Annotated in this window: 11 protein-coding genes and 1 pseudogene; 8 read left to right on the top strand and 4 right to left on the bottom strand. The window is 63.4% G+C overall.

The features are described from left to right. Position 1 precedes the first annotated feature (1 nt). The 5 genes and pseudogenes from glmM to folP all read left to right on the top strand — a co-directional run bounded on the left by glmM (position 2) and on the right by folP (position 5,837). Positions 2-1,342, top strand: a complete 1,341-nt coding sequence (gene glmM, locus ABD704_RS03360; RefSeq protein ID WP_344698276.1) for a phosphoglucosamine mutase — start codon at positions 2-4, stop codon at positions 1,340-1,342. A gap of 85 nt (positions 1,343-1,427) precedes the next feature. After that, positions 1,428-2,621 carry a bifunctional hydroxymethylpyrimidine kinase/phosphomethylpyrimidine kinase gene (gene thiD / locus ABD704_RS03355; protein ID WP_344698275.1) on the top strand — a complete coding sequence of 398 codons (1,194 nt, stop codon included), beginning with the start codon at positions 1,428-1,430 and terminating at the stop codon, positions 2,619-2,621. A 41-nt stretch (positions 2,622-2,662) separates the two neighbouring features. Further along, a pseudogene (locus tag ABD704_RS03350) lies at positions 2,663-3,253 on the top strand (ribonuclease HII); the annotation flags it as partial. A gap of 238 nt (positions 3,254-3,491) precedes the next feature. Beyond that, positions 3,492-4,628, top strand: a complete 1,137-nt coding sequence (locus tag ABD704_RS03345; protein WP_344698274.1) for a site-specific DNA-methyltransferase — start codon at positions 3,492-3,494, stop codon at positions 4,626-4,628. A 138-nt stretch (positions 4,629-4,766) separates the two neighbouring features. Continuing rightward, on the top strand, positions 4,767-5,837 hold the full coding sequence (gene folP / locus ABD704_RS03340) for a dihydropteroate synthase (RefSeq protein ID WP_344698273.1): 1,071 nt from the start codon (positions 4,767-4,769) through the stop codon (positions 5,835-5,837). Here folP and ABD704_RS03335 read toward each other — a convergent pair. Next, a complete protein-coding gene (locus ABD704_RS03335; protein WP_344698272.1) occupies positions 5,834-7,270 on the bottom strand; it encodes a sigma-54-dependent transcriptional regulator in 1,437 nt (478 codons plus the stop codon). The two genes, folP and ABD704_RS03335, sit on opposite strands and share 4 nt — an antisense overlap. 140 nt (positions 7,271-7,410) lie before the next feature. Here ABD704_RS03335 and ABD704_RS03330 point away from each other — a divergent pair, with 140 nt between their 5' ends. From ABD704_RS03330 to ABD704_RS03320, 3 genes are read left to right on the top strand one after another with little or no spacing between them, the layout of a single operon-like run. Next, positions 7,411-7,572 (top strand): hypothetical protein, encoded by a 162-nt coding sequence (locus ABD704_RS03330; RefSeq protein ID WP_344698271.1) that lies wholly within the window; start codon positions 7,411-7,413, stop codon positions 7,570-7,572. Positions 7,573-7,576: 4 nt separating this feature from the next. Continuing rightward, positions 7,577-8,704, top strand: coding sequence for a Re/Si-specific NAD(P)(+) transhydrogenase subunit alpha (locus ABD704_RS03325; RefSeq protein ID WP_344698270.1), 1,128 nt, complete (start codon positions 7,577-7,579; stop codon positions 8,702-8,704). Between the two features lie 2 nt (positions 8,705-8,706). After that, entirely contained in the window at positions 8,707-9,831 is a 1,125-nt protein-coding gene (locus ABD704_RS03320; RefSeq protein WP_344698269.1) for an NAD(P)/FAD-dependent oxidoreductase, read from the top strand. Here the strand turns inward: ABD704_RS03320 and ABD704_RS03315 are convergent. From ABD704_RS03315 to ABD704_RS03305, 3 genes are all read right to left on the bottom strand, one after another. Next, positions 9,748-10,278, bottom strand: a complete 531-nt coding sequence (locus ABD704_RS03315) for a YbaK/EbsC family protein (RefSeq protein WP_344698268.1) — start codon at positions 10,276-10,278, stop codon at positions 9,748-9,750. The two genes, ABD704_RS03320 and ABD704_RS03315, sit on opposite strands and share 84 nt — an antisense overlap. Next, positions 10,275-10,694, bottom strand: a complete 420-nt coding sequence (locus ABD704_RS03310) for a secondary thiamine-phosphate synthase enzyme YjbQ (RefSeq protein ID WP_344698267.1) — start codon at positions 10,692-10,694, stop codon at positions 10,275-10,277. The genes ABD704_RS03315 and ABD704_RS03310 overlap by 4 nt, the downstream gene beginning before the upstream one ends. A 618-nt stretch (positions 10,695-11,312) precedes the next feature. Next, positions 11,313-13,601, bottom strand: coding sequence for an EAL domain-containing protein (locus ABD704_RS03305; RefSeq protein ID WP_344698266.1), 2,289 nt, complete (start codon positions 13,599-13,601; stop codon positions 11,313-11,315). Between the last annotated feature and the right edge of the window lie 16 nt (positions 13,602-13,617).

The raw sequence follows: 13,617 nt of genomic DNA, 5'->3' as shown, positions 1-13,617 counted from the left end.
AATGACACGTAAATTCTTCGGCACCGACGGCATTCGCGGGACAACCAATCGCGACCCGATGACGGCGCAAATGGCGCTTAGCGTCGGTATGGCGGCCGGCGCGCACTTCCTGCGTGGCGACCATCGTCACCGCGTCGTGATCGGCAAGGACACGCGGCTTTCGGGCTACATGATGGAATCGGCGATGGTCGCCGGCTTCACCAGCGTGGGCATGGACGTCGTCCTGCTCGGCCCGATGCCGACCCCCGCGGTGGCCATGCTGACCCGGTCGATGCGCGCGGACCTCGGCGTGATGATCTCCGCCTCGCACAATCCGTTCGCGGATAACGGCATCAAGCTGTTCGGGCCGGATGGCTACAAGCTCAGTGATGCCGACGAGCATGCGATCGAGAAACGGCTGGAAACTGCGCCTAAGCTCGCCAAGCCGGAGCTAATCGGCCGGGCGCGGCGGATCGACGACGCGCGGGGCCGTTACATCCATTTTGCCAAGTCGACTTTCCCCGAGCACCTGCGACTCGACGGGCTGAAGGTCGTCATCGATTGCGCGAACGGGGCTGCCTATCACGTCGCGCCGGACACGCTGTGGGAACTTGGCGCGGAGGTCATACCTCTCGGCGTCACGCCCAACGGCCTCAATATCAACGACGCCTGCGGGTCGACTCATCCCGCGGCGCTGCAGGAAGCCGTTGTCGCCAGCGGCGCCGACGTCGGGCTTGCGCTCGACGGCGATGCCGACCGGCTGATCGTGGTCGATGAGCAGGGCAGGATCGTTGACGGCGACCAGCTGATGGCGCTCATTGTTTTGGAGCTGAAGCGCCGCGACCAGCTCAAGGGCGACGCGCTCGTCGCAACCGTCATGTCCAACCTCGGCCTCGAACGTAAATTGTCCGATGCGGGCGTGAAGCTGCTCAGGACGCAGGTCGGCGACCGGTACGTGCTCGAGCAAATGCGCAAGAGCGGCTGCAATGTTGGCGGCGAGCAGTCGGGACACATTATTTTGGCCGACCACTCGACGACCGGCGATGGCTTGGTCGCCGGACTGCAGGTCCTTGCCGCACTGGTCGAAGCGAAAGCCCCCGCGAGCGAATTGCTGCGGCAGTTCGAGCCGCTTCCGCAGCTGTTGAAGAACGTCCGTTTTAACGGCGGCGCCGAGCCTCTCGAAGCCGACAGCGTCCGGGAGCGGATCGCCGCGGCCGAAGCCGAATTGGAGGGCCGCGGGCGATTGGTCATCCGCAAGTCGGGCACTGAGCCGCTGATCCGAGTGATGGCCGAAGGTGACGATCCGGAACTGGTGGAGCGCTTGGTCGACGATATCTGCGAGGCGGTGCAGTCGGCGGCGTGAACCCTTTGTTCGTATTTGTCCGCCAAACGACTCAATTGTGCACATGGACAACTTCGCCCCCCAGAGCGGGTCGAAGGCGAAGAGGATGACCTCTATCGCCCGCATCCTCATTATCGCCGGCTCGGACTCAGGTGGTGGAGCGGGCATTCAGGCGGACGTGAAGACCGTCACCATGCTCGGCGGTCACGCAATGACCGCGATCACGGCGATTACGGCGCAGAACACGACCGGCGTTATCGCCATACATCCGGTGCCTGCCGAAATGGTTCTTGCGCAGATCGACGCGGTGGTGAGCGATATCGGTGTCGACGCCATAAAGATCGGCATGATCGGTAGCGCCTTTGCCGCGGCGCAGATCGCGGCTCGGCTGGAGGCGATGAAGGCAGACCAGCCGGACCTGCCGATCGTCTTCGATCCGGTGATGGTCGCTACCAGCGGATCTGAGTTGGCTGATGACGCCACGGTCGCGGCGTTCGGTCGCCTGATGGACGTGGCGACAATCACGACGCCCAACCTGCCGGAGTTGAAGCGCCTGACGAGCGAGGACGACCCGGTCGCTGCAGCCCTGCACATCGTCGGCGAACATGGCTGCGCGGTGCTGATCAAGGGCGGGCATGAGGAAGGCGATGCGCTTGCCGACGCCCTCATCGAAGAAGACAATATGACGAGCTGGCAGGGCCAGCGCATCGACACCACCAGCACGCACGGCACCGGCTGCACGCTGGCGAGCGCGATCGCCTTGTTCCTTGCGGAGGGATCGAATTTGCCGACCGCGGTGGCGAGGGCCCGCGAGTTCGTCCGTGTTGCGCTGCACGATGCGCCTGATCTCGGACAGGGCGTTGGACCGATGGGCCATGGACGCGTGCGTCTTGATGTCGGGGCAGGTCCGCGGCTTAACCAGGTAACGATTACCGGCACCCATTACCGGCGCTCGGTCGAATTCTATAAGCTGCTCGGCCTCAAGCAGATCGTCGACAATCCGCCCGAGTATGCGCGGTTCGAGACGGCCGGCGGCGCGACCTTCTCGGTCCAGATCGATCCCGAGGAAAAAATCGTCGCGACCACCGCGATCTATCTTGAATGCGACGACCTCGATGAACGCGTGGAGCAACTGGCGCGCGAGGGCGTGATCTTCGAGCACGGGCCTCGCAATCAGCCGTGGATGTGGCGCGAAGCGCGCCTTCGCGACCCCGACGGGAACATCATCTTTCTCTACAAGGCAGGCGAAGCGCGGCGCTTTCCGCCTTGGCGCATCGAAGAATCCACAGAAAAAGACTGAACGCACTGGCGACTCAGCGCTGCGCTCCATAGGCTTGGGGCGTGTCGCGCCGCTGCTCCTTCAAGCTGGAACTCGAATTCCCTCAACCGCTTGCGGGGGTCGACGAGGCAGGCTGTGCGCCGCTGGCTGGGCCGGTCGTGGCCGGAGCGTGCATCCTCGACCGCGACAAATTCCCGCATGGGATCGACGACAGCAAGAACCTGCCACTCGAAAAGCGCGAAGCCATCTATGCGCGGCTGGTGAAGTGCGCGGCGTGGGGCGTTGGCATCGTGTCGGTCGAAGAGATCGACCAGCTCAACATTTACTGGGCGCGAATGCTGGCGATGACGCGGGCGGTCGAGGCGCTTGGGGTCGAGCCTGCCTGGGTGCTGGTCGATGGCAATGCCTGTCCGAAGTGGCAGCGGCCTTCCAAGGCGATCGTTGACGGCGACGCGAAGTGCAGGTCGATCGGCGCCGCCTCGATCATCGCCAAGGTTACGCGCGACCGCATCATGGCCGACTATGCGCGCGAGTATCCGGGCTACGGCTGGGAGACCAATCGCGGGTACGGAACGCCGCACCATTGGCGCGCCCTGCGCGAGCTTGGGCCGACCCCGCTGCATCGCCGGAGCTTCCCGAAAGTCCGCGCCTTCATCGACGGCGAAAGCCAATCTGAGCTCGTTTTCGAGCGAATTGGGGAAGGCGAGTCTTTCGAGTCACACCCACCAGAGATTGAGTCTGCACCGGTGGGTGTGACTCAACATATTGTGGAAACGCCACGCTCCGTCGCCTGACGGCGTCTGTCCCGAAGCTGCACCGTTAACCCTTGATCGCTTGACCGCGAGTCCGGCCTGACTCACTTTCGCGACGATTGAGGGGGCAGAACGTCAGATGAATCTCATCGCCCGCATTGCGGAGCCGCAAAAAGTCGTGCGCCGGGCGCCTGCGCTGAAGCAGGAGCTGCCGCTCGACGCCATCCTGCAAGGCGACTGCATCACCGAAATGGCGCGACTGCCGGACAAATGCGTCGACATGATCTTCGCCGACCCGCCGTATAATTTGCAGCTCGGCGGTGACCTGTTCCGGCCGGAAGGCGGGCGGGTCGATGCGGTCGACGACGAATGGGACAAGTTCGACAGCCTCGCCGCCTATGACGGGTTCACGCGCGATTGGCTGGAGCAGGCACGGCGCATCCTCAAGGATGACGGCACGATCTGGGTGATCGGCAGTTACCACAACATCTATCGCGTCGGCGCGCTGCTGCAGGATGCCGAGTTCTGGATCCTCAACGATATCGTCTGGCGCAAGTCGAACCCGATGCCGAACTTCCGCGGCACGCGCTTCACCAACGCGCACGAGACTCTGCTGTGGTGCTCGAAGAGCGAGAAGGCACGCTACACCTTCAACTACCGTGCGATGAAGGCGCTGAACGACGACCTCCAGATGCGCTCCGACTGGCTGATGCCGATCTGCAGCGGCGGCGAACGTGTGAAGGGCGACGACGGATCGAAAGCGCATCCGACGCAGAAGCCGGAAGCCTTGCTTTACCGCATCTTGCTGGCGTGCACGAAGCCGGGGAACTTGGTGCTCGACCCGTTCTTCGGGACGGGAACGACGGGCGCCGTGGCCCGGCGGCTTGGCCGCCGCTGGATCGGGATCGAACGCGAAGACGCCTATGTGAAGGTCGCGCGCGACCGCATCGCGTCGACGCTGCCGCTCGATGAGAGCGCAATGAAGACGGTGCCCGACAAGCGCGAACAGCCGCGCGTCGCCTTCGGCACGCTCGTCGAGAGCGGACTCGTTCCGGCCGGCACCAGTCTCACGGACGCAAAGCGGAGGTGGACGGCAACCGTACTCGCCGATGGTTCGCTCACTTCCGACAGCCACGCCGGGTCGATCCACAAGGTCGGTGCGGCCCTGCAGGGCGCACCCTCGTGCAACGGCTGGACGTTCTGGCATGTCGCGGTCGAGGGCGGTCTGAAACCGCTCGATCAGCTCCGGCAGCAGCATTTGGGTGCAAACGGCTGACCGGTGCTTGTCACCGGCCGTACTGCCGTGGTGATGTGCGCACGATGAGGATCTTGCGTCTTCTGCTCTGCCTCGCGCTCCTTCCGGCGTCCGGTTTGGCGCAAATGCCGTTTCAAGGATTGGGGATCTAGTTCTTTAATGCGCAATTTTCTTCGCCCGACGGCATTCGTCGACTCGCCTTTCGGCCATGACGGGAAGGTCGCGCGTCTCGCTGGCGGTCTGAATTGGTTTGCAGCAGTCGAGCTGATCAGCGTCGAAGCGGGCAAGCGGGTTTCGACCGAGCTGCTCCCCGTCGAAGGCATCGAAAATCGCTTCGACGACGACATGGCGGCGCGATGGAAGGCACTCACCGCGGCCAGGCCGCCGCTGCAGTTGGGCGAGCGCACGATCCGTCTTGACCAGCCGCAGGTGATGGGGATCGTCAACGCCACGCCCGACAGTTTCTCCGACGGCGGGCAATTCGCTGACGCGACCGCGGCAGCGGAAGCCGGCGCGAACATGGCGGGGCAGGGTGCGGCAATCATCGATGTCGGCGGGGAGTCGACGCGCCCCGGGGCCAAGGCGGTTTGGGAAGGGGACGAGATCGAACGCATCGCGCCCATCATCCGCCAGCTTTCGCTCGGCGGCGCGGCGGTTTCCGCCGACACGCGCAAGTCCGACGTCATGACGGCAGCGATCGAAGCCGGCGCACGCATGATCAACGACGTGTCGGCGTTGACCTATGACGGCCGTTCCGTCGGGGTGTTGGCAGCGTCGCAAGTGCCGGTCGTCCTCATGCACCACCAGGGCGCGCCGGAGACGATGCAGGATGATCCCCGCTACGCGGACGTGCTCGTCGAAGTCTATTTGTGGCTGGAGGAGCGGATCAATGCGGCGGTTGATGCCGGCATTTCACCTGACCGCATCCTCATCGATCCGGGCTTTGGCTTCGGGAAGAATATCGCTCACAACCTCGAACTGATGAACGGCCTGGCCATGCTTCATTCGCTCGGCGTACCGATCGTCGTCGGCGCCAGCCGTAAGCGCACCATCGGCGCGCTTTCGGGCGAAGCACCGGTCGACAAGCGACTTGGCGGAAGCATCGCGTTCGCGCTCAAGGCGGTGGAGCAGGGCGCGCAGATAATCCGCGTCCACGATGTCTTCGATACGGTGCAGGCGCTGCGGGTGTGGCGCGGCCTTCGCGACCAGGCCCTGACGCCGCGGCTTTAGGCGGCGGTGTCGATCCCGAGATCGCCCAGCTTGCGGTAGAGCGTCGAGCGGCCGATGCCGAGACGGCGCGCGACTTCTGTCATGCTGCCGCGATAGTGACCGATGGCGAGGCGGATGATGTCGGCTTCGATCTCCTCGAGCGGACGCAAGTGACCTTCGCTGGTGTAGAGCGTGACGCCCGGCGACGCGGCGAGGGCCTCCTCGCTGCGCGCTTCGCTCAGTGTCGGGGAGAAGTCGGTGCGGCGTGCCGTGTAGCGCGACTGAATCGCAATGTGCGGGAAATGCTCCGCCGTCAGCGACTGGCCGTCGCACTGCAGCGCAGCTCGGAACAGCACGCCGGCAAGCTGGCGAACGTTGCCTGGCCAGCCGTAGCGCATGAGTACGGCCAGCGCGTCATTGCCGATGGAAAGCGGCCTCAGCCCCGTTTGGTCCGACAAGCGGTTTAGGAAATGGCGTGCAAGAGACGGAATATCGCCGCTGCGGTCGCGAAGTGGCGGCAGCGTCACTGTCGTCGCGCCGATCCGCTCCGCGAGGCCGGCATGGAAATCCTCCGGCAGCGGATTGCTGCTGGTCGCGATGATGCGAACGTCAACCGACTGGCTACCGTTGAGCCCGACCGGGCGGACCTCGCCGGTCGCAAGCATGCGGTCGAGGCGTTCCTGCGTCTCTGGCGGAAGCGCGCCGATTTCGTCGAGGAGAAGCGTGCCGGTATCAGCCTGGACCAGCTTACCGGTCTTTGGCGTGAATGCGCCCGGGAAGGCGCCTTTTTCATGACCGAACAGCTCGCTGTCGATGATGTTCGCAGCGATCGCCTTGCAATCGAGTGTAAGCAGCGGGCCCTTGGCGCGGAGGCTGGCGGCGTGGATCGCACGGGCGATGGTTTCCTTGCCCGTTCCTGGTTCGCCGATAATGAGGATGGGCAGGCGGTTTCGCGCCCCCTTGGCTGCAACCGCGAGGGCGGCGCGAAACTCGGGCGCCGCGCCGACGAGTTGCTCGAGCGCCAGCACGGGCGCGAGCTTTTCCGAAACGGGGGCGAGCTCGCCAACCGCTTTGCGCCGATCGGCATTGGCGGCAAGCGCCTCAATCAGTCGCTCGGGCGCGACCGGTCGCACAAGAAAGTCGGACGCACCGGCGCGCATTGCGTCGACCGCAATCGACACGCTTTCGCCATGCGACAGGACAATAACCGGCAGCTTCTCGCGCTTTGCACGGAGCGCGGAAATCATTTGCGGCCCGCGATCGGTGTCCCAGCTTCCGATCAGCGCTGCACGAACGTCGCGGCCGTGTGGGCCGCCCAGGAGCGCTGCGGCGCTTTCCTCGTCCGGTGCGCCGACCACGCTCCAGCCGGCACGGCTGGCAATCGCCGAAATGAGCCTGCGCTCATCGGCGTCGGTGTCGAACAGCAGCAGAGAACGAATTGGGACTTCGCGCATCACTTACCCTTCACGCGCGCAGCCTAACGGCAGAAGGGTAAAGGCAGCCTTAAGAGCTTGATGTATGAGGTTCAGGGGTTGGGCGGAACGAAAGGCGTTGTTATGGACGCCCCCAACAAGCAACGAAGAAGGGGATAATTATGGCGCATGACGAGGAGCCGCTTCTGGCGAACCCTCCCTCACAGGAAGCCGCGACGCACGTCGCCGACTATGAGCGGTTCACCGCGATGATGAAGTGGGGCGCGATAATTTGCCTGATCCTCGCCTTCATCGCCGTGATCGTAATCAAGTCTTACTGGTAAGCTGTTGAAGATCGCGGTGCTGAAGGAGGCGGCCGGGGAAACCCGCTGCGCCGCCATTCCGGAGACGGTGAAGAAATTCATCGCGCTCGGCGCCGAGGTCGCGATCGAACGCGGGGCCGGCGCCAACGCGTCGGTGACCGACGCCGATTTCGAAGCCGCGGGTGCCAAGCTCGGCACGCGCGACGACGTACTCAAGGATGCCGGGATCATTCTGGCGGTTTCTGGGCCGGACCCACAGTCGCTGAACGGTGCCGCGAAGGGTGCATTGCTCGTCGCCGCGCTGGACCCCACGCGTCGCGGCGATGCCGTTAAGGCCTATGCCGCGGCTGGCCTTGAAGCACTGGCAATGGAGTGGATGCCGCGCATCACGCGTGCGCAATCGATGGACGTGCTGTCGTCGCAATCGAACCTAGCTGGATACAAGGCAGTGATCGACGCTGCCGGCACTTACGGCCGTGCCTTCCCGATGATGATGACGGCCGCGGGCACGATCAGTCCCGCAAAGGTGTTCGTAATGGGCGTCGGCGTCGCGGGCTTGCAGGCGATTGCGACGGCCCGTCGCCTTGGTGCGCAGGTGAGCGCGACCGACGTGCGCTCGGCGACCAAGGAGCAGATCCAGTCGCTCGGCGCCAAGCCGATCTTCGTTGAAAATGTCGCCGGAATCGAAGGTGAGGGCGCCGGTGGCTATGCGACGGAAATGTCGCCCGAATACCAAGAGGCGCAGGCGGAGTTGATTTCCGGCCACATCGCCAAGCAGGACATGGTTATCACGACGGCGCTGATCCCGGGCAAGCCGGCGCCACGCCTGATCAGCGATGCGCAGATCGTGTCGATGCGGCCGGGTAGCGTGATCGTCGATATGGCAGCAGACGCCGGCGGCAATGTCGAAGGCACGATCGCGGGCGAGAAGGTCGTGAAGCACGGGGTGACGATCATTGGTGCGACCAATTTGGCGAAGAGCCTGCCGGCCGATGCTTCGGCGCTGTTCGCGCGCAACCTGTACAATTTCCTCAGCGTCTTCTGGGACAAGGATCAGGGGCGACCGGTGCTTCCAGACGATGATGAGATCGTCAAAGGTATCCGTCTCACGCAAGGCGGCAAGGTCGTGCATGAGCGCCTGACCGCGGCCTGAGCGTGCCGCACACTAGCGACATTATCGTCATTGGTGGTGGCATCGCGGGGCTGTCCGCCGCGGCCGAATTGTCGCGCGACGCCAGTGTAATGGTGCTGGAGGCCGAAGAGCAGATCGGCTTCCACTCGTCGGGCCGAAGCGCGACGATGGTCCATTACGCGCTCGGCGACAGGCTGGTGCGGGCACTGACGTTGGCGAGCCGGGCCTTCTTCGAGAGCCCGCCCGACGGGTTCAGCGAGATCCCCCTTGGGCGGCGGATGCCGGTGCTGGTTCACGCGCGAGAGGACGAGCGGGAGGCGCTCGATGCACTCGAGTGCGACATTATCGCGTTCGCCGACCTTGAGCGTCTGGACGCGCGGGGTGTTCACGAACTTTGCCCATTACTGCGGGATGACGCGGTGCATGGGATTGCAGATCGCGATGGCATTCGGCTGGACCCACACGCACTTCTGCAGGGGTATCTGCGCATGCTGCGGCATGCGGGAGACGAACTCGTAACGGCTGCACGAGTAGCGAGCGTCGAACGCCGGTGTGGCGTCTGGACGGTAACCGTCGAGGGCGGCGCGAGCTACTCTGCGCCGATCCTTGTCAACGCCGCCGGAGCCTGGGCTGATAAAGTCGCCAGCATGGCAGGAGCGGCTCCGATCGGGCTTCAGCCGTTGCGGCGCACGATCATCACCTTCGATGCTCCGCCCGGCACGAACCTCGAAGACCTGCCGTTTGCCAAGACCGTTGGCGACCAGCTCTATTTTGCGTCTGAAAGCGGCCGGCTGTTCGCTTCACCGATGGATGAGGTTCCGACAGAAGCATGCGACGCTCAGGCTGAAGAACTGGAGGTCGCGCTCGCGGCATATCGGGTCGAAGAGCGGACGACGATCAAGGTTGATCGGATCCATAGCCGCTGGGCCGGCCTGCGTACGTTCACGCCCGACCGCAATCCTGCCGTAGGTTTCGCGCCCGACTCCGATGGGTTCTTCTGGCTTGCCGGGCAGGGCGGGTTTGGTTTGCAGACGTCACCGGCGATGGCACGAATCGCTGCTTCGCTAATTCTCCATACCGTCTGGCCGATGAAGGACTTGGTGGCGAGAGACCTGAGTCCCGGCCGTTTCCTCGGGCAGGCGGCATAGATCTACCCAGCGCTCCGCGACGAGCTCGAACAAACGATCGGTAGTGACTTCGACTGAAGTGTTGAGCGAGCCGCCGGCCGGATAGACGGTTTCAAACGCCTGAAGAGACGTATCGAGATAGACCGGCAATGGCGTCTTGAGTCCGAATGGGCAGACACCGCCGACCGGATGACCGGTGAGCTCCAGCGTCTCGTCTGGGCCAAGCATGCGCGGCCGCGCGCCAAGCTCGTCCTTGCATTTGCGGTTGTCGAGACGGGCGTTGCCTCGTGTGACGAGCAGGAACAGCTGCTCGCCGGCGCGCACTGCAAGCGTCTTTGCGATACGGCCCGGTTCAACGCCGAGCGCTTTAGCCGCCGTGTCGACGGTCGCGGTGCTTTCCTCGACTTCTATCAGGCGTAGGTCGGGCGCGTTCGCTGCAAGCCATGCTCGGACGGACTCGAGACTCATTCGCCCACCAGGTGGAGCACGATGTGGCGCTGGGGCGTCGCATCCCGATGCTCGAACAGAAAGATGCCTTGCCAAGTGCCAAGGGCAACGCGGCCGGCTTGGACCGGGATAGACAGATGCGTCTGCGTCAGCGCCGTGCGGATGTGCGCGGGCATGTCGTCGGGGCCTTCATCGTCGTGCTCGTACGCATCGCCTTCCGGCGCCAGCTGGGCGAAATAGCTCTCCAGGTCTCGACGGACCGCTGGCGCGGCGTTTTCCTGAATGACCAGCGACGCGGAAGTGTGGCGGCAGAATAGTGTCAGAAGACCTTCCTCGATTCCGGTTGAGCGAAGCCATTTCTCCACGTCGGGTGTAAATTCGTGAAGACCCGGGCGACTCGCGCGAATCGAAAGATGGTGGCTCGCCTGTCGTAGCATCGGCCGGGGCTTAGCCAGCGACGGCTTCCTTCGCCAGCGGGCGTAGCTTACCTCAAAACGAAAACGCCCGCCGTGATGGCGGGCGTTCGTAATTCATTGTGATCGCGGTTTAAATGCCGCGCGGATCAAGGCTTAGCCGTGCGATCCGCCGCTGCACCAGCCACCACCGAGGAGCCAGTCCCAGATGCCGCGACGCGGGTCGATCTTCTTCATCTCTAAACCCCTTGTTGCCTAACTGCGATTCGGCAGTTGAAGGCACATTAACCTTAATCGTTATGGTTAGCAAACAGTTAACCTTTATTAACTCCAAGATGTCTCAAGAGGAGAGTGACGCTGGAAAAACAAAAGCGCCCGCCGGAAGGGCGAGCGCTTTGCTTTGCTTCACATTGTGAAGTGAGCCATCCGTCAGCCGCTCGAGCCGCCGCTGGCCCAACCACCACCGAGAAGCCAGTCCCAGATGCCGCGGCGCGGATCGATCTTCTTCATTGTGAAACCCCTTTGCTCGAAGTGATTCGACGGGGCCATCATGCTTAAAAAAAATGGTTAGTAAATGGGTAACCATGTTGCGGGCGCGCGAGATCATCACGCAAGCAACACGGTTCGGCGAAGAAAGGGTTTCTAGGCGGCGCCGCGCTTGCGGCCGGACGCCAGTCGTTTGGTGAGACTTTCGAGGCTCATCGGCCGCCCGATGGCAAAGCCCTGGGCGATGTCGCAGTCCATCTCGACGAGGAGATCGAGGATCTCGCGGTGTTCCACGCCTTCGGCAACGACCTTGCGGCCCAGCGAGTGCGCGAGACCGATAGTCGACTGGACCATGAGGCGGTCGCTGCGGTTGTCGACCACGCCTTTGACGAAACTCTGGTCAATCTTGATTTCGTTTGCCGGGATCTTCTTCAGATAGTCGAGGGTCGAGAGTCCGGTGCCATAATCGTCGATGGCAATGTTGATGCCCAGGTCACGCAACCGCATGATCATGTCGAGACCTTCGCCCCCGGTCAGAGCGGCCGTTTCGGTCAGTTCCAGCGTCAACCGCTCGGGCGCAAGCCGATGACGAGCCAGAAGCGCAGAAAGCCTGAGCGTGAAGCCCTTGTCGGTAAGCAACCGTGCGGAAAGATTAACGGCAATCTCAAAATCGATTCCACGCTGGTTGAGTTGCGCAGCCGCCGCCACCGCCTGGTCAAGCACGAAGTCGGTGAGCTTGCCGATTCGATTGTTCTGTTCCGCCGCGCCGACAAACTCGGACGCTGCGATGGGCCCCTTGTCGGGATGCGTCCAGCGGGCGAGTGCCTCGGCGCCGATGATCCGCCGCGTCGAAAGTTCCAGCTTTGGCTGGTAGGCAACCCATACTTCCCCACGGTCAATTGCCTCGTCGAGCTGGCTCAGCATCGACAGCTTCCACGACGCATTCTGAAGTGTTTCGGGATCGTGATACTTCCACTTTAGACCGTCGTGGGCGGCGTCGTCCGCGGCGACGAGGGCGCTGGCGAGACGGTTGGCGACGGAGCGGCCACTGCCGACTTCGACTCCGAACGCAATCGACAGATCGATGGGCATCTCGGCGACGCGCGCTGGGTTGCGGAAGAGGGCGTATAGCGCTTCGAGATGGTTGCCGACCGGCTGGCGCGGCTCCTCAAACCACGCGAAGATGCCCGCGTCGCCCTGATAGAGCGTGCGGTTCGGAGCGCCGACGGTCAGGCGCGATACGATTTGCTCGATGAGGTTAACTTCGCTCTGCGGCGGCAGCGTGGCCACGATTTCCTCGTAATTGAGGATCCGGGCGGCGATCAATGCCTGCTCACGGCCTTCGCGATAGGCGCGCATAGCGTTGAGATTGGGCAGGTTCGAAAGCGGATTGACCAGACCCTGCAAGTGATAGCGGCGCCAGCCGATTACGCCCATGATCGTCAGCATCACGAAGACCGCAGGCGTTACGTCCAGGCTTATAAGATACATTTCCGGTATCGCTGGACCGACGACGAGGGCGCCTGTCGTCAGGGCAAGCACGGCCCCTTGATAGCGGCCGTTCCGCATCGATAGAGCCACGCCGCTGATCGCCAGCGCTGCCAGGAATAGGGGCATCCAGCCGAGATTGACGGGACGACCCTGGCGCAGGGTTTCGGCACCGATGATGTGCACATACACACCGCCAAGGCGGCCCGTGCCAGGAACGAAAAACTGGTCACCCAACTCCTCGGTGGAGGTGCCGATGACGATGTCCTTGCCGGCGATCAGCTTTGGATCGAATTGGTTTTCCAGGATTCGCGCCGACGAAATACTCGGGATCGTTTTGGGATCGAGCGAGTAATCGGGCGCATAGGATGCGTCGACCGGACCGTCGCGGTGAGCGATGAGCGCTGAGAAGCTCGGCAATGTCCGGCCATCCGCCTGAGCCGCATAGGGGATGCTCTTCACCGCCTGGCGGAAGTTGTACATCCAGCTGATCGAAGCCAAACCGTGGGCAGCGTTGCTGAGGATCGGCAGCGGCGTGCCTTGCTGGGCCGTGCCGTCGTTCGGGCCGGATCGCGTGCGTGCAGCCAGGATCACCCGGCCGGACCGCCGCAGCGCGTCGGCGAATGCGCGGTCGTCAGCCTGCGTCGTCGAGCCGAAAAAATTGATGTCGAAAAAGATGCGATTGGCGCCCGCCTTGGTGAGCTGGTCTGTCAGCTGGGCGTGGTAGCGCCGGGGCCAGGGCCACCGGCCAACCTTCCGCAGGGACTCATCGTCGATGCGAACCAGCACCACCTGTCCGCTGGCCTTGTGCCAATGCAAGGTGTTCCGCACGGTGCGGATTGTATCTTCGGCAATATCGCCAAAACCGATCACACCGAAGATGAGGCCGGCAAACGCCGTCCAGAGCAGCAGCTTCCACTGCTTGCTTTCCAGACCCCATTTACCGTTCTTCGTCACGTGACCCGAGCTTCCT

Source organism: Sphingomonas limnosediminicola (assembly GCF_039537965.1).
GTDB classification, from domain to species: Bacteria; Pseudomonadota; Alphaproteobacteria; order Sphingomonadales; family Sphingomonadaceae; genus Sphingomicrobium; species Sphingomicrobium limnosediminicola.
This window is presented reverse-complemented; position numbering and strand designations above follow the sequence as displayed.